At 67.3% G+C, this 20524-nt stretch carries 22 protein-coding genes and 1 tRNA gene; 18 read left to right on the top strand and 5 right to left on the bottom strand.

Annotated elements, in window-relative coordinates; all coding sequences use genetic code 11:
- Positions 1–30: 30 nt before the first annotated feature.
- Positions 31–291, top strand: a complete 261-nt coding sequence (locus ACLB1G_RS10790) for a hypothetical protein (protein WP_491627194.1) — start codon at positions 31–33, stop codon at positions 289–291.
- Positions 288–713 (top strand): PIN domain-containing protein, encoded by a 426-nt coding sequence (locus tag ACLB1G_RS10795; protein ID WP_491627195.1) that lies wholly within the window; start codon positions 288–290, stop codon positions 711–713. Before ACLB1G_RS10790 ends, ACLB1G_RS10795 begins: the two co-directional genes overlap by 4 nt.
- Here the strand turns inward: ACLB1G_RS10795 and ACLB1G_RS10800 are convergent.
- A complete protein-coding gene (locus ACLB1G_RS10800) occupies positions 710–1597 on the bottom strand; it encodes an N-acetylmuramic acid 6-phosphate etherase (RefSeq protein ID WP_491627196.1) in 888 nt (295 codons plus the stop codon). The genes ACLB1G_RS10795 and ACLB1G_RS10800 overlap by 4 nt on opposite strands.
- Before the next feature lie 124 nt (positions 1598–1721).
- Positions 1722–2462, bottom strand: a complete 741-nt coding sequence (locus tag ACLB1G_RS10805) for a GntR family transcriptional regulator (protein ID WP_491627197.1) — start codon at positions 2460–2462, stop codon at positions 1722–1724.
- 143 nt (positions 2463–2605) lie between these two features.
- Here ACLB1G_RS10805 and ACLB1G_RS10810 point away from each other — a divergent pair, with 143 nt between their 5' ends.
- The 11 genes from ACLB1G_RS10810 to ACLB1G_RS10860 all read left to right on the top strand — a co-directional run bounded on the left by ACLB1G_RS10810 (position 2606) and on the right by ACLB1G_RS10860 (position 14945).
- Positions 2606–3040 (top strand): YchJ family protein, encoded by a 435-nt coding sequence (locus ACLB1G_RS10810; RefSeq protein WP_491627198.1) that lies wholly within the window; start codon positions 2606–2608, stop codon positions 3038–3040.
- A gap of 35 nt (positions 3041–3075) precedes the next feature.
- Complete coding sequence (locus tag ACLB1G_RS10815; protein WP_491627199.1) at positions 3076–4683, top strand: carboxyl transferase domain-containing protein; 1608 nt, start codon at positions 3076–3078, stop codon at positions 4681–4683.
- Positions 4684–4692: 9 nt separating this feature from the next.
- A complete protein-coding gene (locus tag ACLB1G_RS10820; protein ID WP_491627200.1) occupies positions 4693–5814 on the top strand; it encodes a dienelactone hydrolase family protein in 1122 nt (373 codons plus the stop codon).
- A 2-nt stretch (positions 5815–5816) separates the two neighbouring features.
- The gene (locus tag ACLB1G_RS10825) at positions 5817–6608 is read left to right on the top strand and encodes an enoyl-CoA hydratase/isomerase family protein (RefSeq protein ID WP_491627201.1); all 792 of its coding nucleotides are present in this window, start codon (positions 5817–5819) and stop codon (positions 6606–6608) included.
- Between the two features lie 15 nt (positions 6609–6623).
- Positions 6624–7949 carry an adenosylmethionine--8-amino-7-oxononanoate transaminase gene (locus ACLB1G_RS10830; protein ID WP_491627202.1) on the top strand — a complete coding sequence of 442 codons (1326 nt, stop codon included), beginning with the start codon at positions 6624–6626 and terminating at the stop codon, positions 7947–7949.
- Positions 7950–7951: 2 nt separating this feature from the next.
- The gene (gene bioF / locus ACLB1G_RS10835; protein WP_491627203.1) at positions 7952–9142 is read left to right on the top strand and encodes an 8-amino-7-oxononanoate synthase; all 1191 of its coding nucleotides are present in this window, start codon (positions 7952–7954) and stop codon (positions 9140–9142) included.
- The gene (gene bioD / locus ACLB1G_RS10840; RefSeq protein ID WP_491627204.1) at positions 9139–9912 is read left to right on the top strand and encodes a dethiobiotin synthase; all 774 of its coding nucleotides are present in this window, start codon (positions 9139–9141) and stop codon (positions 9910–9912) included. Before bioF ends, bioD begins: the two co-directional genes overlap by 4 nt.
- Positions 9913–9928: 16 nt before the next feature.
- Positions 9929–10972, top strand: coding sequence for a biotin synthase BioB (gene bioB, locus ACLB1G_RS10845; protein WP_491627205.1), 1044 nt, complete (start codon positions 9929–9931; stop codon positions 10970–10972).
- A gap of 137 nt (positions 10973–11109) precedes the next feature.
- Positions 11110–13092, top strand: coding sequence for an acetyl/propionyl/methylcrotonyl-CoA carboxylase subunit alpha (locus tag ACLB1G_RS10850; RefSeq protein ID WP_491627206.1), 1983 nt, complete (start codon positions 11110–11112; stop codon positions 13090–13092).
- 10 nt (positions 13093–13102) lie between these two features.
- Entirely contained in the window at positions 13103–14035 is a 933-nt protein-coding gene (locus ACLB1G_RS10855; RefSeq protein ID WP_491627207.1) for a 2-hydroxyacid dehydrogenase, read from the top strand.
- A 1-nt stretch (position 14036) separates the two neighbouring features.
- Positions 14037–14945 (top strand): hydroxymethylglutaryl-CoA lyase, encoded by a 909-nt coding sequence (locus ACLB1G_RS10860; RefSeq protein WP_491627208.1) that lies wholly within the window; start codon positions 14037–14039, stop codon positions 14943–14945.
- A 49-nt stretch (positions 14946–14994) separates the two neighbouring features.
- Here ACLB1G_RS10860 and ACLB1G_RS10865 read toward each other — a convergent pair.
- Positions 14995–15071, bottom strand: a tRNA-Pro gene (locus ACLB1G_RS10865).
- A gap of 42 nt (positions 15072–15113) precedes the next feature.
- Positions 15114–16025: a 16S rRNA (cytidine(1402)-2'-O)-methyltransferase gene (gene rsmI, locus ACLB1G_RS10870; RefSeq protein WP_491627209.1), complete on the bottom strand. Its 912-nt coding sequence runs from the start codon at positions 16023–16025 to the stop codon at positions 15114–15116.
- An 11-nt stretch (positions 16026–16036) separates the two neighbouring features.
- Between rsmI and ACLB1G_RS10875 the strand changes: the two genes are divergently transcribed.
- Genes ACLB1G_RS10875 through ACLB1G_RS10895 form a run of 5 tightly spaced genes read left to right on the top strand, consistent with a single transcriptional unit; the run spans position 16037 to position 19634 of the window.
- A complete protein-coding gene (locus ACLB1G_RS10875) occupies positions 16037–17413 on the top strand; it encodes a penicillin-binding protein activator (RefSeq protein WP_491627210.1) in 1377 nt (458 codons plus the stop codon).
- 9 nt (positions 17414–17422) lie between these two features.
- Positions 17423–17770: a YraN family protein gene (locus tag ACLB1G_RS10880; protein WP_491627211.1), complete on the top strand. Its 348-nt coding sequence runs from the start codon at positions 17423–17425 to the stop codon at positions 17768–17770.
- Between the two features lie 57 nt (positions 17771–17827).
- Positions 17828–18424, top strand: coding sequence for a phosphoheptose isomerase (locus ACLB1G_RS10885; protein WP_491627212.1), 597 nt, complete (start codon positions 17828–17830; stop codon positions 18422–18424).
- On the top strand, positions 18417–19064 hold the full coding sequence (locus ACLB1G_RS10890; RefSeq protein WP_491627213.1) for a BON domain-containing protein: 648 nt from the start codon (positions 18417–18419) through the stop codon (positions 19062–19064). Before ACLB1G_RS10885 ends, ACLB1G_RS10890 begins: the two co-directional genes overlap by 8 nt.
- Positions 19065–19124: 60 nt before the next feature.
- On the top strand, positions 19125–19634 hold the full coding sequence (locus tag ACLB1G_RS10895) for a TlpA disulfide reductase family protein (protein WP_491627214.1): 510 nt from the start codon (positions 19125–19127) through the stop codon (positions 19632–19634).
- A 6-nt stretch (positions 19635–19640) separates the two neighbouring features.
- Here the strand turns inward: ACLB1G_RS10895 and ACLB1G_RS10900 are convergent, their stop codons facing one another.
- Complete coding sequence (locus ACLB1G_RS10900; RefSeq protein ID WP_491627215.1) at positions 19641–20519, bottom strand: DUF3034 family protein; 879 nt, start codon at positions 20517–20519, stop codon at positions 19641–19643.
- Positions 20520–20524 lie beyond the last annotated feature (5 nt).

Genomic DNA, 20524 nt, shown 5'->3' on the forward strand with positions numbered 1-20524 from the left:
GGATGTCATTCGTCCTTGCAGGAGAAGCCCATGCCAGATTACAAATGGTCAAATGCCCATGTCGTCCGGATGATGGCGGGCGCGAATCGGGCCATTGAACGGGTACCTGGTGTGCCTGCAGTCGTGCAGCCGGAGGTGATCGCCGCACTGTCAAAGGTGGAGGCCGCGTACCAGGAAGAAGCCCGGCGAAGGCGCAGGCAGGCAGCGATGCTTACCTTCGGCGCCTGGAAAGGCAGAACCGACATTCCCCTGGATGGGGTGGAGTATCAAGAACTCATGCGCTCGGAATGATAAGCGTACTCTTTGATACCAATATTCTGATCGACCACTACGCTGGCCACGCGGCAGCGACGGACGAGATAGCCTACTATTCCGACGCTGCCATCAGTGCTATCTCATGGTTGGAAGTGGCTTGCCGCATGTCCCGCTCAGAAGAGATACGTTTTCAGCAATGGCTGAACCAGCTCGAAATCCGTGTGATACAAACCACCGTCTCCATCATACGCACAGCGGCAACGATACGGGGCGCCAGCTTCGTGTTGCCACCGAAAATAAAGCTTGCCGACGCCATCATAGGCGGCACCGCCTGGGCCAGCGGGCGCCTGCTGATCACCCGCAATCCGCGCGACTTCGGGGGAGAAAGCGCCAAGGTGCGGGTGCCTTACGACATCGTGAACGGCGTAGCCGTCAACATCAGGCCGCCAGCCGGTTAATTGTCGGCTGCCAGCGCGCCACGGATGCTGCCTTCGGTACGGGCCAGGCGGGCCTGGGCGGTGGCGGCGTCTTCCTGGCGCAGCAGGGCCACGATGGCGACCTTGACCTGGTAGCCGCACTGTTCCAGCATGATGCGCGCCGTGGCCTCGTCCACCTGGGCCGCCGCCATGGTCAGGCGCACGGCGCGCCGCACCAGCTTGGCATTGGTGGCTTTCAGGTCCACCATCAGATTGCCGTACACCTTGTTCAGCTTGACCATCAGCGCGCTCGACAGCGTGTTGAGCACGATTTTCTGCGCCGTTCCCGCCTTCAGCCTGGTGCTGCCGGAAATGATTTCCGGGCCGGTAGCGACAGTGATGCCGATCTCGGCGCCACGCGCCAGCGGTGCGTCCGGATTGTTGGCAATGCCCACCGTCAGCGCCCGGGCCGCCCGCGCGGCCTGCAAGGCGCCCAGCACATAGGGCGTGGCTCCGGAGGCGGCCAGCAGCAGCACCACGTCGTTCGGCTGCGGCGCCAGCGCGGCGAGGTCGGCCGCGCCCTGCGCCTCGTCATCCTCGGCGCCCTCCACTGCTTCGAACATGGCGCCGCGCCCGCCGGCCAGCACGGCCACGGCCCGTTCGCGCGGCCAGGAGAAAGTGGGATGAAGTTCGACGCTGTCCAGCACGCCGAGGCGGCCCGAGGTGCCGGCGCCGACATAGATCAGCCGTCCACCGGCCGCGATGCGCGGCGCCATGGCCTCGACGGCGGCGGCAATGCTGGAGGCCGCCGCCTGCACCGCCAGCGCGGCCTGGGACTGGTCCGCCAGCAGGGCGTCCACCAGCGTCCCGGCCGGATATTGATCCAGCTGGGAATGTTCCGGGTGAGGCGTTTCTGTGTTCAGCATCGCATCCCCCCGCACTCCTCTCCAGAGGTTGGTTCAAAATGAGCGTGGCTAGGCGCCGCGCCGAAGGCAGTGCGCCTGCACGGCGAGGCGCTGCAACAACGCCACGGTCATTTTGAGCCGGCCTCTAAGTGGCGCGCCGCATTTCCGCCACAAAATCGTAATGCTCGCTGTGGCAATAGGAATGGGTCAGCTCCATCGCCTCGCCCGATTCCAGGTAGGCGACACGGGTAATGTACAGCAAAGCCTGCCCTTCCGGCACACCCAACTGCCGCGCCAGCTCGGGCGAGGCGTTCATGGCGCGGATGTGCTGCAGGGCGCGCGCCGGCGCCTTGCCTATGGCTTCCAGGTACTGGTACAGCGAATTGCCGACCTCGTTGGGATCGTTCAGGATGGTCTGCGGCAGCACGCTGACCTCGTAGGCCATCACCACGTCGTCGGCCAGGCGCAAGCGCTCCAGGCGCGCCACCTTGGAATAGGGCGACAGGCCCAGGCTGAGCTGCTCGTCCGGCGTGGGCGCCACGATGGCGCGCTTGAGCCAGCGCGAGGCCGGCACATGGCCGCGCTGCTGCAATTGTTCCGAAAAACTGGTCAGGTTGGACAGCGGCTGCTCGATGCGCGGGGCGATGTAGTTGCCCGAACCACGGCGGCGCACCACCAGGCCCTGGTCCACCAGCTGGTCGATGGCCTTGCGCGCCGTCACCCGCGACACGTTGAGCAATTCCGACAGGGCGCGCTCGGACGGCAGCGCCTGGTCCACCTGGTAGCGGCCGTTATGGACGTCGTCGCTCAGCTTGCGCGCGATTTGCATATATAAGGGCGAGCTATCGTTAGCGTCGGCCTTGAATTCGAAACTGGTCTGGCTCATTTCTTTCTCCTAATGGCCATAGTGTAATAGCGATGGTCGAATCTTGTGCGGCCAAGGCAACGTAAATACAAATTTTTATACATGTAACCGCGATCCGGGAATTGTCGGATAATGCGGCATTGCTCAGTTGCCTACCGTATTCCATGTCCAAGAAGTCCACCGCCCCAGCGGCCTGCCCCTGCGGCGGTCCCAGCCTGGCATCCTGTTGCGGCCCCTACCTGGCCGGCCAAGCGATCCCGCCCAGCGCCGAAACGCTGATGCGCTCCCGCTACACGGCCTACACCCTGGGCGACGAACCCTATTTGCTGGCGACCTGGCACGCCAGCACCCGCCCGCATGATCAAATCATCCACCCCGGGGAAAAACTGCAATGGCTGGGACTTGAGGTAAAATCTGCTTTACGTTTACGTCAACGTAAAGCAGAACTGGACGATCCCGACCGCGACACGGTGGAATTCGTGGCCCGCTTCCGCAGCCAGGGCCGGGCCCACCGGCTGCACGAGATCAGCAATTTCGTGCGCGAAGCGGCCGAGGGCGGCCCGCGCTGGTTTTACGTGGACGGTAGCTTCCCTGAATAAAGCGTTGGAGACACGCTAAGCAAAAGGAAATCGCCATGCCGCACATCGACAGCAAACTCAATCCCCGCAGCCAGGACAGCCAGGCCAACGCCGCCGCCATGCAGGCGCTGGTGGACGACCTACACGCCAAGGTGGCGGCCATCGCGGCCGGCGGCGGCGCGGCGGCCGCCGCCAAACACGTGGCGCGCGGCAAGCTGCTGCCGCGCGACCGGGTCCAGATGCTGCTCGATCCCGGCACGCCCTTCCTGGAATTGTCGCAGATGGCGGCCTACGGCATGTACGAGGACGCGGCCCCGGCGGCCGGCATCATCACCGGCATCGGCCGCGTGGCGGGCCAGGAATGCGTGATCGTCTGTAACGACGCCACCGTCAAGGGCGGCACCTATTACCCGGTCACGGTGAAAAAGCATTTGCGCGCGCAGGAAATCGCCGGCCAGAACAAGCTGCCCTGCATCTACCTGGTCGATTCCGGCGGCGCCAACCTGCCCAACCAGGACGAGGTCTTCCCCGACCGCGATCACTTCGGCCGCATCTTCTACAACCAGGCGAACCTGTCGGCCCAGGGCATCCCGCAGATCGCGGTGGTGATGGGTTCCTGCACGGCCGGCGGCGCCTATGTGCCGGCCATGAGCGACGAATCCATCATCGTCAAGGAGCAGGGCACCATCTTCCTGGGCGGCCCGCCGCTGGTGAAGGCGGCCACCGGCGAAGTGGTGACGGCCGAGGACCTGGGCGGCGGCGACGTCCACACCCGCCTGTCCGGCGTGGCCGACCACCTGGCGCAGAACGACATCCACGCGCTGTCGCTGGCGCGCACCATCGTCTCCAACCTGAACCGCGTCAAGCCGCAGCAGGGCGCGCGGCGCCCGGTGCAGGAACCGCGCTACGACGCGCGCGAACTGTACAGCGTGATCCCAACCGACACCCGCAAGCCCTTCGATGTGCGCGAGGTGATCGCCCGCATCGTGGACGGCAGCGAGTTCGATGAATTCAAGGCGCGCTACGGCGCCACCCTGGTGTGCGGCTTTGCCCACATCCACGGCATGCAAGTGGGCATCGTGGCCAACAACGGCATCCTGTTTTCCGAGTCCGCGCTCAAGGGTGCGCACTTCATCGAACTGTGCGCGCAGCGCAAGGTGCCGCTGGTGTTCCTGCAAAATATCACCGGCTTCATGGTGGGCCGCAAATACGAGAACGAAGGCATCGCCCGCAACGGCGCCAAGATGGTGACGGCGGTGGCCACCGCCGCCGTGCCCAAGTTCACCGTCATCATCGGCGGCAGCTTTGGCGCCGGCAACTACGGCATGTGCGGCCGCGCCTTCTCGCCGCGCTTCCTGTGGATGTGGCCCAATGCGCGCATCTCGGTGATGGGCGGCGACCAGGCCGCCTCGGTGCTGGCCACCGTCAAGCGCGACGGCATCGAAGGCAAGGGCGGGCAGTGGAGCGCCGACGAGGAAGCCGATTTCCGCCAGCCCATCAAGGAACAGTACGAGCAGCAGGGCCATCCCTACTACGCCACCGCGCGCCTGTGGGACGATGGCGTGATCGATCCGGCCGACACCCGCACGGTGCTGGCCCTGGGCTTGTCCGCAGCCATGAATGCGGAGATAGAGGACACCCGTTTTGGCGTGTTCCGCATGTAAGGAATGACCATGAGCGTGAGACTGAAGGCGGCGCTGCTGTGCGCCCTGGCCTGGAGCGGCGCCGCGCTGGCCGATGCGCTGCCCGGCGTGGACACCAAAATGAACGAACAGGTGATCACCATTCCGGCCACCATAGACGGCAGCGCAGTCGGCCTGCAGACCACCATCTTCAAGCCGCCCGGCGATGGCCCCTTCCCCGTGCTGTTCATGAACCACGGTAAATCGCCGGGCAACGCCCATGAGCAGAACCGCGCCCGCTACCTCTACATCAGCCGCGAGTTCGTCAAGCGCGGCTACGCCGTGGTGATCCCCATGCGCATGGGCTTTGCCGAATCCGGCGGCGACTACGTTGACCGCGAATGCAACCTGGAACACAACGGGGAGGCCCAGGTGCGCTCGCTGGCGGCCGCCATGATGTATGTGCTCAAGCAACCGTGGGCAGACCAGGCCCATATGCTGATTGGCGGCCAGTCGCACGGCGGGCTGACCGCGATCGCGGCCGGCAGCCACGACATCCCCGGCGTGCGCGGCGTGATCAATTTCGCCGGCGGCCTGCGCAAGGACAATCCGCGCTGCGACTGGCAAAGCTCGCTGGTCGACGCCTTTGCCGACTTCGGCCGCCACAGCCACATCCCCAGCATCTGGTTCTATGGCGAGAACGACCAACTGTTCGGTCCCAAGCTGGCGGCCGATATGTACCAGGCCTACACCAAGGCCGGCGGCCAGGCGCGCCTGGTGGCTTACGGCCCGTTCAAGAACAATGCGCACGGCATGAGCGCCAGCCGCGACGGCGTGGCGATCTGGCTGCCGGAAGTTGAACAGTTCCTTAAATCCATCGACATGCCCACCGAGGTCAAATACACGGTGGCCTCGGTGGAAACGGCGCCGCGCACCGACTGGGCGCCGCTCAACCGCCAGCCGCCCTACCTGAAGGAAAAGGGCCTGGATGGTTATGTCACCTTCCTCAACAAACCGATACCGCGGGCCTTCGCCATATCGCCCAGCGGTTCCTGGGGCTGGGCCGAGGATGGCGACGATCCCACCGCGCGCGCCGTGGCCAACTGCCAGAAGAACAGCCGCACCCAATGCAAGCTGTACGCCATCGACGACTACGTGGTGTGGAAGGAATGAGCATGACTTTGACCCCGGCCCTGGCGATCAGCCGCGACGGCGCGGTCGCCACCGTGACCCTGAACCGCCCGCAAGTGCGCAACGCCTTCAACGAAGAGGCCATTGCCGAACTGGCGCAGGCCTTCGATGAACTGGGCCGTGACGACAGCCTGCGCGCCATCATCCTGGCCGCCAACGGCGCCGCCTTCTGCGCCGGCGGGGACCTGAACTGGATGAAGAAAATGGCGGCCTACACGGACGCCGAGAACCAGGCCGACGCCATGCAGCTGGCCGCCATGCTGCGCACCATCTACCTCTGTCCCAAGCCGGTGGTGGCGCGCGTGCACGGCGATTGCTACGCCGGCGGCATGGGCCTGGTGGCCGCATGCGATATCATCCTGGCCGCCGAGGGCGCGCACTTCTGCCTGAGCGAGGTGAAACTGGGCCTGATCCCGGCCACCATCGCCCCCTATGTGATCAAGGCCATGGGCGAGCAGGCCGCGCGCCGCTACTTCCTGACCGCCGAGCGTTTCACGGCGCAGGAAGCGCATCGCATCGGCTTCGTGCACGAGGTGGCCGGCGCCGAGGCGCTGGACACCAGGGTGGCGGAGGTCGTGCAGGCGCTGGCCGCCAACAGCCCGCACGCCGTGCGCCAGGCCAAGGTGCTGGTGCGCGACATGGCGGGCAAGACCATCGACGATGCGCTGGTGGCGGACACCGCCGCGCGCATCGCGCAAATCCGCGCTTCGGAACAGGGCCGCGAAGGCGTGCGCTCCTTCCTGGAGAAGCGCAAGCCGGACTGGCTAAGCAAGTAATAGTGAGAGTACACGTTGGAACATAAACACAATCCCTGGGTGGAGCGCAGCCTGCGCAGCGTATGGCATCCCTGCACCCAGATGCAGCATCACGAAACCGTGCCCCTGATTCCGGTCCAGCGCGGCCAGGGCGCCTGGCTGTACGGCCACGATGGGCGCCGCTACCTGGACGCCATCAGCTCCTGGTGGGTCAACCTGTTCGGCCACGCCAACCCGCGCATCAACGCCGCGCTCAAGGACCAGCTGGACACGCTGGAACACGCCATGCTGGCCGGCTTCACGCATGAACCTGTCATCGAACTGTCGGAACAGCTGTCGGCCCTGACCGGCCACCAGCTGGGCCACGCGTTCTACGCCAGCGATGGCGCCTCGGCGGTGGAAATCGCCCTGAAGATGAGCTTCCACGCCTGGCGCAACAGCGGCCAGGCCGGCAAGCAGGAATTCGTCTGCCTGGAAGGCAGCTACCACGGCGAGACCATAGGCGCGCTGGCCGTCACCGACGTGGCCCTGTTCAAGGATGCCTACGGCCCGCTGCTGCGCGCCGCCCGCACCGTGGCCTCGCCCGACGCCCGCCAGGCGCGCGACGGCGAATCGGCCCAGGACGTGGCGCGCCGCGCCGCCGCCGACGTCCAGCGCCTGTTCGAGGAACGCGCCGACCGCATTGCCGCCATCATCATCGAGCCGCTGGTGCAGTGCGCCACCGGCATGGCCATGCACGATCCGCTCTACCTCAAGCTGGTGCGCGAGCTGTGCGACCGCCACCAGGTGCACCTGGTACTGGACGAGATCGCGGTCGGCTGCGGCCGCACCGGCACCTTCTTCGCCTGCGAGCAGGCCGGCGTGTGGCCGGATTTCCTGTGCCTGTCCAAGGGTATCAGCGGCGGCTACCTGCCGCTGTCGCTGGTGCTGACCCGCGACGATATCTATCAAGCCTTCTACAGCAGCGACGTGAAGCGCGGCTTCCTGCACTCGCACTCCTACACCGGCAATCCGCTGGCCTGCCGCGCCGCCCTGGCCACGCTGGAGATCTTCGAGCAGGACGATGTGCTGAACGGCAACCGCGCCCTGGCCGAACGGCTGACGGCCGCGCTGGCGCCGCTGGCAGAGCATGAGCGCGTGCGCCACTTCCGCCAGCGCGGCATGATCTGGGCCTTCGACGCCGTGGACGCGGCGCCGGACTTCTCGCGCCGCTTCTTCGCCGCCGCCACCGAACACGAACTGCTGATGCGCCCCATCGGCGCCACCGTCTACCTGATGCCACCCTACATCCTCAGCGAGGAAGAGGTACGGCACCTGGCCGGCAACACGCTGGCCGTGTTCAACCAGGTAGTGGCGGGCTGACCATGGAACTGTTGAACCGCCTGCAAGCCCGGCTGGACACGCTGGAAGCGGACAGCCTGCTGCGCCGACGCCGCACGGTGGATACGCCCTGCGGCCCGCGCGTGACGGTGGAGGGCCGCGAACTGCTGGCTTTCTGCAGCAACGACTACCTGGGCCTGGCCAACCATCCCCGCATCACGGCCGCGCTGCAGGAAGGCGCCCGGCTGTATGGCGCCGGCAGCGGCGCCTCGCACATGATCAGCGGCCATGGCCGCGCCCACGTGGAGCTGGAGCAGCGCCTGGCCGGCTTCGTGGCGGACCACCTGGAAGCGCCGCGCGCCCTGTACTTCTGCACCGGCTACATGGCCAACCTGGCCGCCATCACCGGCCTGGCGGCGGGCGACAAGGATGCCGACATCTTTTCGGAGGAACTGAACCACGCCTCGCTGATCGACGGCGCCCGCCTGTCGCGCAGCAAGGTCCACGTCTATCCGCATGCCGGCCTGGAGGCCCTGGAGCGCCTGCTGGCCGCCAGCCGCGCCGCCACCAAGCTGGTGGTGACGGACAGCGTGTTCAGCATGGACGGCGACCTGGCGCCGCTGCCGGAACTACTCGCGCTGTGCGAACGCCACGGCGCCTGGCTGGTGGTGGACGACGCCCACGGCTTCGGCACGCTGGGTGCGCGCGGCCACGGCGCGCTCGAGCATTTCCAGCTGCGCTCGCCATGCCTGGTCTACATCGGCACCCTGGGCAAGGCGGCCGGCGTGGGCGGCGCCTTTGTCGCGGCCCATGACACCGTGATCGAAACGCTGATACAAAAAGCGCGCCCCTACATCTACACCACGGCGGCCCCGCCGGCCCTGGCGCACGCCCTGCTGGCAAGCCTGGACTTGATCGAAGGCGAAGAGGGCGCCCAGCGCCGCGCACAGCTGGCGGCATTGGTGGCACAATTGGAGGCTGGCCTGCGCCTGACGCGCTGGCAGCGTCTTCCTTCCTCCACTGCAATCCAGCCCATTTTGATCGGCGACAATGCCGACACCATGCGGGCCGGCGCCGCCCTGTACCAGCGCGGCCTGTGGGTGGGAGCGATACGGCCGCCCACCGTGGCGCCCGGCACCGCGCGCCTGCGCGTGACGCTGTCCGCCGGCCACACGGGCGAGGACGTGGCGCAGCTGGTCTCCGCCCTCAACGCATTGGAAAAGGACGTGACATGAGCCTGGACGAACCCCTGATTGCCGCTGAAGCGGTACCACAAACCCGGCCGGCCGCCGCCGCCAGCGGCCTGCCCTCGCGCTTCGCCTGCTTCGTGACCGGCACCGACACCGAAATCGGCAAGACCCTGGTATCCTCGGCCCTGCTGCACGCGCTGGTGCAGCGCGGCGTGCGCGCCTGCGGCATGAAGCCGGTGGCGGCCGGCGCCGAACTGCGCGACGGCGAATGGCGCAATGAAGACTGCGAGCAGCTGCGCGCCGCCGGCAACGTCAGCCTGCCGCAAAACATCACCACCCCCTTCCTGCTGCGCGAACCGGCCGCGCCGCACGTGGCGGCCGCGCTGGAAGGCGTGACCATTTCGCCGGTGCCCATCCTGGCCGCCTACATCGAAGTGGGCGCCGCCTCGGATGCGGTGGTGGTGGAAGGCGTGGGCGGCTTCCGCGTGCCGCTCAACGACGATTACGACACCGCCGACCTGGCCGAGGAACTGGACTTGCCGGTGGTACTGGTGGTCGGCCTGCGGCTGGGCTGCATCAGCCATGCGCTGCTGACGGTGGAAGCCATCGCCGCGCGCAACCTGGTGCTGGCCGGCTGGGTCGCCAACGAAACCCTGGACGACATGCCCTTCGCCGATGAAAACGTGGCCGCGCTGGAGCAGCGCATCCCGGCGCCGCTGCTGGGCCGCATCCCGCGCCTGAGCGAGCCTACGGCCGCCGCCGCCGCCAGCTATCTCGATTTCTCCGTGCTGCCCTCATGGCCGGCACACCCCTGACACATAAGGAAACCCGATGTCCCTGACCCAAGAATCCAAGACCGTCGCGCTGCACCGTCCCGTCCCCGCCATCGGCCTGCCGCCGGCCGCCACCTGGCCGCGCGAGGAAGTGTTGGCGCTGTTCGAGCTGCCCTTTAACGACCTGCTGTTCAAGGCCCAGCAAGTGCACCGCACGCACTTCCCGGACGGCGACGTGGAACTGGCCACCCTGCTGTCGATCAAGACCGGCGGCTGCGAGGAAGACTGCGGCTACTGCCCGCAGGCCGCGCGCTACGACACCGGCGTCGAAGCCAAGAAAATCCTCGACATAGACACCGTGCTGGACGCGGCCCGCGCCGCCAAGGACAACGGCGCCACCCGCTTCTGCATGGGCGCCGCCTGGCGCAGCCCCAAGGAGCGCGACATGGACAAGGTCGAGCAGATGGTAAGGGAGGTAAAAGCTTTAGGCTTGGAAACCTGCGCCACCCTGGGCATGCTGGAAGAGCACCAGGCCCAGCGCCTCAAGGACGCCGGCCTCGATTACTACAACCACAACCTGGACACCGCGCCCGAGTTCTACGACAACGTGATCTCCACCCGCGAATACCAGGACCGCCTGGACACCCTGGGCCATGTGCGCGAAGCGGGCCTCAAGGTCTGCTGCGGCGGCATCGTCGGCATGGGCGAGACGCGCGAGCAGCGCGCCGGCCTGATCGCCCAGCTGGCCAACCTGAATCCGTATCCGGAATCGGTGCCGGTCAACCATCTGGTGCAGGTGGAAGGCACGCCGCTGTACGGCCTCGATCCGCTCGATCCGTTCGAATTCGTGCGCACCATCGCCGTGGCGCGCATCACCATGCCCAAGGCGCGCGTGCGCCTGTCGGCCGGCCGCCGCCAGCTGGGCGAGGCGGTGCAAGCCATGTGCTTCCTGGCCGGCGCCAACTCCATCTTCTACGGCGACAAGCTGCTGACCACCGAGAACCCGGAAGCCGAGGACGACCGCATGCTGCTGGCCAAGCTGGGCCTGCGCACCCGCGGCGCGGTGCTGGAATCGGCGCCCAAGGAGAAGTGCGGCTGCTGACCAAGGTCACCCCCGCGAAGGCGGGGGTCCATGCCGAAGACGAGCCGCCGATGACATACACTCAGCATGCATTCCCGCTTTCGCGGGTATGACGGCAAGAAAAAAACTTCCAGCCACGAGCTGCCAAGAGAGAGACAATGTTCACCAAAATATTGATCGCCAACCGGGGCGAAATCGCCTGCCGTGTGGCCGCCACCGCGCGCCGCATGGGCATCCGGACCGTCGCCGTGTATTCCGAAGCCGACGCCCATGCCGCCCACGTCGCCGCCTGCGACGAGGCGCTGGCCATCGGCCCGGCCGCCGCCAAGGACAGCTACCTGCGCGGCGACAAGATCATCGCCGCCGCATTGGCCACTGGCGCGCAGGCCATCCATCCCGGCTACGGGTTTTTGTCCGAAAACGCCGACTTCGCCGACGCCTGCGCGGCGGCCGGCCTGGTGTTCATCGGCCCGCCGGCATCCGCCATGCGCGCCATGGGGTCCAAGTCGGCCGCCAAGCAGCTGATGGAACAGGCCGGCGTGCCGCTGGTGCCCGGCTACCACGGCGATAACCAGGACCCGGACTACCTGCACCGGCAGGCCGACCGCATCGGCTATCCGGTGCTGCTCAAGGCCTCGGCCGGCGGCGGCGGCAAGGGCATGCGCGTGGTGGCGAGTTCGGACGAGTTCCCGGCCGCGCTGGCGTCCTGCCAGCGCGAGGCCATCAATTCCTTTGGCGACGACAAGGTGCTGGCCGAGAAATACCTGCAGCGCCCGCGCCACATCGAAATCCAGGTGTTTGCCGACACCCTGGGCAATTATGTCTACCTGCACGAGCGCGATTGCTCGGTGCAGCGGCGCCACCAGAAAGTGCTGGAGGAAGCGCCCGCGCCGGGCATGACGCCGGAGCGCCGCGCCGCCATGGGCGAGGCCGCCGTGGCGGCCGCGCGCGCGGTCGGCTACGTGGGCGCCGGCACGGTGGAATTCATCGCCAACCAGGATGGCAGCTTTTATTTCATGGAGATGAATACCCGGCTGCAGGTCGAGCACCCGGTGACGGAACTCATCACCGGCACTGACCTGGTGGAGTGGCAGCTGCGCGTGGCGGCCGGGCAGCCGCTGCCGAAACAGCAGCATGAACTAGAGATAGACGGCCACGCCATCGAGGCCCGCATCTATGCCGAGAATCCGGAAAAAGGTTTCCTGCCCTCGATAGGCACGCTGCGCCACCTGCGCACGCCGGCCGCCGTGGGCTTCCAGCGCGGCGAGGTGCGCATCGATTCCGGGGTGCGCGAGGGCGACGCCATCTCACCCCATTACGATCCCATGATCGCCAAGCTGATCGTGCACGGCGCCGACCGCAAGCAAGCCCTGGCCCGCATGGCGCAGGCGCTGGAGCAGTACCGCGTGGTGGGCCTGGCGACCAACATCGCCTTCCTGCGCCGCCTGGTGCACAGCCGCGCCTTTGCCGGGGCGGAGCTGGACACCGGCCTGATCGAACGCAACCAGGAAGAACTGTTCCCGGCGGCGCATCCGGCGCCGGACGCCGCGCTGGCCCTGGCCGCGGTGGCGCTGCTGGCCTCCGAACGCCAGGATGACAGCGACCCGTGGGCGCAGACCAGCGGCTGGCGCATGAACCAGGCCTATGTGCGCACGCTGTCGTTCGCGGACGAAGCGCAGGACTACCGGGTCGCCATCACCTACGGCGGCAAGGACTGGCGCTGCAGCGTGGACGGCGGCGAGCAGCGTACCCTCAGCCTGGCGGCGCGCGACGGCGACAACTACGGCATCCAACTGGGCGGCCACGCCGTGCACGGCGCCGTGCTGCGCGATCTGGACACCTTCCACGTCTGGAGCAACGGTGTCCACCACGCGCTGGCCTACAATGATCCCATGGCCCATGCAGGCGTAGCGGAAGCGGAAGGCGGCCGCCTGACCGCGCCCATGCCGGGCAAGGTGGTGGCGGTCCTGGCCAGCAAGGGCCAGCAGGTGGGCAAGGGCACGCCGCTGGTCATCATGGAAGCCATGAAAATGGAACACACCATCGCCGCCCCGCACGACGGGCTGGTGGAGGACATACTGTACAGCGTCGGCGACCAGGTGGCCGACGGCGCACCGCTGCTGGCGTTCAAGGCGGCGTAAGGAGAACGAGATGCGTATTCTGCTGCACCGCGCGGACGGCAAGACCGAGCCATGGATCAAGGACTTCGCCAAGTTCCTGCCCGAGGCCGAGGTCGAGCTGTGGCACGCCGGCGAGAAAACCCCGCCGTGCGACTACGCCGTGGTGTGGTCGCCGCCCGAGACCATGGTGCCGGAACTGGCCCAGGTCAAGGCCATTTTCAACACAGGCGCCGGGGTGGACGCCCTGCTCAGGTTTGGCGCCGCCATTCCGCACGACGTGCCCATCATCCGCCTGGAAGATGCCGGCATGGGGGTGCAAATGGCCGAATACGTCACCCATGCGGTGCTGCGCTACTTCCGCCGCTTCGACGAGTACGAGGCCCAGGCCAGGGCCGGTACCTGGGCCCCGCTGCCCCAGCATGCGCGCGAGGATTTCGCCATCGGCATCCTGGGGCTGGGGGTGCTGGGCAGCCGCGTGCTGGAGGCGCTCTCGCCGTTCGGCTTCCCGCTGCGGGCCTGGAGCCGCACGCCCAAGTCCGTGCCCGGGGTGCAGTGCTTCCACGGCGCCGACGGCCTGGACACCTTCCTGCGCGGCAGCCGGGTGCTGGTCTGCATGCTGCCGCTGACGCCCGAGACCGCCAACCTGATCGACCGCAGCAACATGAACAAGCTGCCGGCCGGCGCCTACATCATCAACGTGGCGCGCGGGGCCCTGCTGGCCGAGCCGGATTTGCTCAACCTGGTCAAGTCCGGCCACATCGCGGCCGCCACCCTGGACGTGTTCCGCAACGAGCCGCTGCCGGCCCAGCATCCGTTCTGGCAGGAGCCGCGCATCACCATCACGCCGCACATCTCGGCGCTCACGCTGCGGCGCGACAGCGTGCAGCAGATCACCGACAAGATCCGCCTGCTGGAAAGCGGCCAGCCGGTGGGCGGCATCATAGACCGCAACTTAGGATACTGACATGAGCATGCCTTCCAGGGTGAAGATCGTCGAAGTGGGGCCGCGCGACGGCCTGCAGAATGAAAAGGAAAGCGTCCCGGCCGAGGTCAAGATCGAACTGGTCGACCGCCTGTCCAGCGCCGGTTTCGCCAACATCGAGGCGGCCGCCTTTGTCTCGCCCAAGTGGGTGCCGCAGATGGCCACCAGCAAGGAGGTCATGGCCGGCATCACGCGCCGCCCCGGCATCCTCTACTCGGCGCTGACGCCCAACCAGCAAGGCTTCGAGGCCGCGCTGGCGGCCGGCGCGGACGAAGTGGTGATCTTCGGTTCGGCCTCCGAAGCCTTCTCGCAAAAAAACATCAACTGTTCGATCGCCGAGTCGATTGCCCGCTTCGAGAGCGTGGCGCGGGCCGCGCGCGAGCACCGGGTGCGCCTGCGCGGCAGCATCAGCTGCGCCTTCGGCTGCCCCTACCAGGGCGAGGTGCCGCTGGACGCGGTGGAAGACGTGGTGGCCCGCATGCGCGACCTGGGCTGCGACGAGATCGACATTGCCGACACCATAGGCGTGGCCACGCCGCGCAAGACCCAGGCCGTGATGGAGCGCGCCATGCGCGCCTTCCGGGTGGATGGGCTGTCCGGTCACTTCCATGACACCTACGGCCAGGCCCTGGCCAACATCTACGCCAGCCTGGAGCTGGGCATCGCCATCTACCACTCGTCGGTGGCGGGCCTGGGCGGCTGTCCCTATGCCAAGGGCGCCACCGGCAACGTCGCCACCGAGGACGTGCTGTATCTGATGCAGGGGCTGGGCATAGACACCGGAGTGGACCTGGACATCGTGGTCGATGCCGGCCAGTTCATCTCGCAATTCCTGGGCCGCAAGAGCGCCAGCCGGGCCGGCAACGCCATTGCCGCCAAGCGCGCCGGCTGAAAAGCAAAAACCCCGTCCGGCATCGCTGCTGAACGGGGTTTTACTATTCTGGTCGGAGTACAAGGATTCGAACCTTGGACCCCCTGGTCCCAAACCAGGTGCGCTACCGGGCTGCGCTACACTCCGAGGCCGAGCATTATACCTGCATGCCGCCCGCGCCGTCAAAATTTAATTGTTTGTCACATCCTTCAGCTTCAGGGCCAGGTCGTACAGGGCGTTTTTCTTCTGTCCCGTGATCTGGGCCGCCAGCCCGGCGGCCTGCTTGAGCGGCAATTCGGCCAGGAGGACTTTCAGGATACGCTCGGCCTCCAGGTCCTGGCCTTCGGCGGCCTCGGGCGCGCCTTCCAGCAGCACCACGAATTCGCCTTTCTCGCGGTGGGCGTCGGCCTTGATCCAGGCCACGGCCTCGGACAGCGGACAGCGGTGGATTTCCTCGAACAGCTTGGTCAGCTCGCGCGCGAACACCACTTGCCGCTGCGGCTCGAACACCTCGGCCAGCGCGCTGGCGCAATCGAGGATGCGGTGCGGCGCCTCGTAGAACACCAGGGTGGCGGTCACCGGCAGCAGGCTGCGCAGCACGGATTCGCGCTGCCTGGCCTTGGCCGGCAGGAAGCCGACGAAATAGAACTGGTCGTTCACCAGCCCGCTGGCCGACAGCGCCGTCACCGCCGCCGAGGCGCCCGGCAGCGGCAGCACGCGCAGCCCGGCGGCGCGCACCGCATCGACGATGCGCGCGCCCGGATCGGACACGGCCGGCGTGCCGGCATCCGACACCAGCGCGATGCGCTCGCCAGCCTGCAAACGCGCGATCAGGGTCTCGGCCACTTCGCGCTCGTTGTGCTGGTGGGCCGCGATCAGGGGCTGGTGCAGGCCGAAGCGGTGCATCAATTGGGCCGTGTTGCGGGTGTCCTCGCAAGCCACGGCATTGACCAGGCTCAAAACGTGCAGCGCGCGCAGGCTGATATCGGTGATGTTGCCGATAGGCGTCGCCACCACGTACAAGGTTGCGCTAGGATAGATCTGGTGCGCCGTTTCGCCCAGCACGGGCAGGGCGGCGATGGTGGAGTCTGCTACTGTCATCGGGGATGGGTATGCTAGCTAAGAGTATGGGATGGTTGCTGTCCGGCCTGGCCGCCGCGTCGCTGGCGGCCTGCAGCACGCCGTGCGGGACGCCGGGCGCGGCCTGTGCGCCGGTATCGTCCGCTTCATTTTCTTCCATTATAAGCGCGCCGCTTCCACCGCCGCCGCCGCCCCTGCCACCGCGCGCGCCGGAACCCGAGATCGTCCCGGCCGAGACCTTTGCCGTCTCGATGCCCGGCAGCGCGGCAGCCCAAGCGGCACGGGAGGCCCCGCCGGATCCGGCCATGAGTCCGCAGGAAGCGGCCATGATGCCGGAACCGGATGCGCGCCCGTCCAACCAGGTGGTCCGCATCGCCCTGCTGCTGCCGCTGCGTTCCGAGACCCTGGGCCCGGCTGCGGCCTCGCTGCGCGACGGCTTCATGGCGGCCTGGGAGCGCGACAAGTCGAATATCGAGGTGGACGTGATAGAGACCGGCGATCCTGCGCGCGAAGCCCTGGACGCCTACGCCAGGGCCAGCGAACGCGACATCGTGGTCGGGCCGCTGGCGCGCGGCGCCGTGATGGCGGTGGCCGGCAGCAAGCTGGTGCGCAAGCCCACCATCGCCCTCAACATGCCGGAGCCGGGCGGGCCGCGTTTGCCACCCCAGATGCTGGCCATGGGCTTGTCCATCGAGGAGGAAGCGCGCCAGGTGGCGCAGTGGGCCGCCGCCGAACAGCCCGGCGCCAGCGCGCTGGTGGTCACCACGGCCACGCCCTGGCAACGGCGGGTGGCGGCCGCTTTCTCGGCCCAGTGGCAGCGCCTCAGCCTGAAGTCGCAGACGCTGGAGCTGGGCGCGCCCAACGGCTATCTGAGCGACCCGGAACTGACCGCCCTGCGCGCGCGCCTGCACAGCCAGCCGCCCGGCCTGCTGTTCCTGGCCCTGGGCGCGGACCAGGCGCGCCAGCTGCGCGCCGCCCTCAGCAACGCACCGCTGGAAGGCTACGCGCCGCCGCCCGGCGCCGACACGGCGGCCATCCCGGCGCTGCCGCTGTACGGCACCTCGTCCCTCAACGCCGGCGCCGGCAGCAACTTCGCCACCCAGGACCTGGACGGCGTGCGCCTGCTGGACCTGCCCTGGCAAGTGCAGCGCGACCATCCGGCCGTGATGGTCTATCCGCGGCCGCTCTCCAGCGCCAGCGGCGGCGCCGACATGGACCGCCTGTACGCCCTGGGCATAGACGCCTTTCGCGTGGCGAGGGAGGTGGCGCGCCAGCCCGGCGGGCGCTTCCACCTGGACGGGGTGACCGGCAAGATCACAGTGGACTTCGGCGCCGACGGCGCCAGCTTCGAGCGCATCGAGCAGGCCGCCGTGTACCGCAACGGCAACCCGGTGCCAGTCCAGCCGTGAGCCGGGGCCATGGCGCGCACCGCGCAGCAGGAACTGGGCCGGGCCGCCGAGGACGCGGCCCTGGCGCACTTGTGCGCCCACGGCCTGGTGCTGGTGGAGCGTAACTTCCTGTGCCGGGGCGGCGAGATCGACCTCATCATGCGGGATGGCCAGCAGCTAGTGTTTGTCGAGGTGCGGCGGCGCGCCAGCCGCGCCTTTGGCGGGGCGGCCGCCAGCGTCACCCCGGCCAAGCAGCGCCGCCTTTTGCTGGCGGCCCAGGTTTATCTGTTACGCTACAGCACCTTGCCGCCGTGCCGCTTCGACCTGGTCGCCTTTGATGCCCAGCAACTGACGTGGCTGCGGAACCTGGACATGTAAGCATTTTTTACAGCGCTGGACTGAGGCAGGGGGGCGCTGCACTATAATCTGCACACTATGACCAATCAACGCATCCTGGCGCACTTCCACGAAAGTGCCGAACTCAAAATCCAGTCGGCCACCGTCCTCGCCCCGCACATCGCGCAGTCGATCGAGCTGATGTTTTCCGCATTGTCGAACGGCAATAAGATTCTCGTGTGCGGCAACGGCGGTTCGGCTGCCGACGCCCAGCACTTCGCGGCCGAGCTGGTCGGACGCTTCGAGCGCGAGCGCTTCCCGCTGCCCGCCATCGCCCTGACCACGGACACCTCCATCCTGACCGCCGTCGCCAACGACTACAGCTACCGCGAGATCTTCTCCAAGCAGGTGCAGGCCTTCGGCCAGGCCGGCGACATCCTGCTGGCGTTCTCGACCTCGGGCAACTCGGCCAACGTCATGGCCGCCATCGAAGCGGCCCTGGAGCGCGAAATGCGCGTGGTGGCCCTGACCGGCAAGGGCGGCGGCGCCATCGGCAAGATGCTGACCGACGCCGATGTCCACATCTGCGTGCCGCATGACCGTACCGCCCGTATCCAGGAAGTCCACCTGGTTTGCATCCACAGCATTTGCGACGGCATCGACGTCGCCCTATTCGGAGGAGATGTGCATGAATAAAACCGGCCCAGCCCTGACCTGGAAACGTCTGCAGCGCCCGCTGGCCCTCGGCCTGATCAGCGCCGCACTGGTGGGTTCATTGTCGGGCTGTGTCGCGCTGGTGGCGGGCACCGCCGTCACCGGCACCCTGGCCGCCACCGACCGCCGCACATTCGGCGCCCAGACCGAGGACACGGCCATCGAAGTCAAGTCGCGCGCCCGCATCAACAACGTGGGCGGCAGCGCGGCCAACGTGGGCGTGACCAGCTTCAACCGCCGCGTGCTGCTCACCGGCCAGGTGCGCGATGAAGCCATGCGCGCCGCCATCGAGCGCGAAGTCAAGGGCGTGGAAGGCGTGGTCTCGGTCACCAACGAGACCGAAGTGTCCGGCCTGGCCAGCTACACCTCGCGCTCCAACGACGCCCTGATCACCACCAAGGTCAAGGCCAGCCTGGTGGACCGCAAGGATATCTCGGCCAATACCTACAAGGTGGTGACCGAGCAGGGCGTGGTCTACCTGATGGGCCGCGTCACCCCGCGCGAAGGCGACATCGGGGCCGAGGTTGCACGCGGCGTGAGCGGCGTGACCAAGGTGGTCAAGGTGTTCGAGTACATCACCGACGAGGAATGGAAGTCCTTCCAGCCGCGCCCGGCGCAGTAATCCACGTCCACTGCGGTATCGTTCTATAATGGACCGGACCAACGTTTCCACGAGACCGACATGAGTTCCTCCCCCGCCTGGATCAAGCCGGCCATCGCCGCCGTGGCGCTGGCCGCCGCCGGCCTGGCTGCCTATGCCTACCTGAACCAGCGCCCGGCGGCCCCGCCGGTCACCTTCGTCAGCATACAGGGCGAGAAAATCGCGCCCCGCGACCTGCAGGGCAAGGTGGTGATGGTCAATTTCTGGGCCACGTCCTGCGCCACCTGCGTGGCCGAGATGCCGCGCATGGTAGAGACCTACAACAAGTTCAAGTCGCAAGGCCTGGAATTCGTGGCCGTGGCCATGAGCTACGACCCGCCCAACTACGTGCTCAACTATGCCCAGACCCGCGCCCTGCCGTTCAAGGTGGCGCTGGATACCTCCGGCGAGGCCGCCAGGGCCTACGGCAACGTGGCCATGACCCCGACCACCTTCGTGATCGGCAAGGATGGCAAGATCCTCAAGCGCTACGTGGGCGAGCCGGAATTCCCGGCCCTGCACAAGCTGCTGGAAGAAGCGCTGCACGGCTGAGGCTGATCAGAAGCCGGTCTGCAGCGACAGGTACAGCCCATGCTGTCTTTTCTTGTTGAAGATGGTGATGTCGCCCAGCGCGGCATAGGCCGCCGTCACTGACAGGTTTTTGCTGGGGAACCAGGCAACAAAGGCGTCGTAGTAATCCTTTTCCTCGTCCACGCCCAGGTTGTGCGGCTTCCTGCGGTATTCCAGCCCCGCCACCAGCTTGCGGTTGAGCAGATAGGCCACGGACGCTTCCGGCATCAGCCGGGTGCTGTCGTTCCTGTCGCCGCCAAAGCCCAGGATGCCCATCTGGTTGGCGCGGGTGGCGCGCAAGGTGCCGTTCAGCAGCAGACTGTATTCCAGCAGCACCTTGGTGGCCGACACATAGTAGTCGTAGCCGCTGTCATCTTTCGCGCCCAGCTGCTTCACATTGGTCACGCCCAGCGCGCCCAGCCCGCCTATGCCCTGGTTTTTCTTGTACATCAGGCCAATGGCGACCTGCGGCACCCAGCTATCCTGCTCGTAGACCGCATCGCCCAGCACTTTCAGCTTGAGGCCGACGATGTCCTGCTGGATGCGCAGCTGGTCCAGCGGCGCCAGGCTGCCCTGGAAATCCTGGCGCGCCAGCGACACTTCCAGGCGGTCGGCCATGCCCACCGCCACCCCATACGTGCCCAGCTGGTAATCCTGGGTGGCCACGCGGGTGACATGGGCGTTGGCGCCCCAGCTGTCGCGGGTGCCGTAGCCGGTGATCAGGGCCCAGGGCGTCAGGCCGCCGCCGCCCGCACCCTCCAGCTGGCTGACGCCGCCGGTGGCCAGCAGCTTGCCCATGTCCGGCGCGGCCTGGGCCTGGGCGGCGCACAGCAGCGCCAGCGCGCTCATGGCGAGGTAGCGATTCATCCTTT

This window comes from Duganella kummerowiae (genome assembly GCF_053572355.1).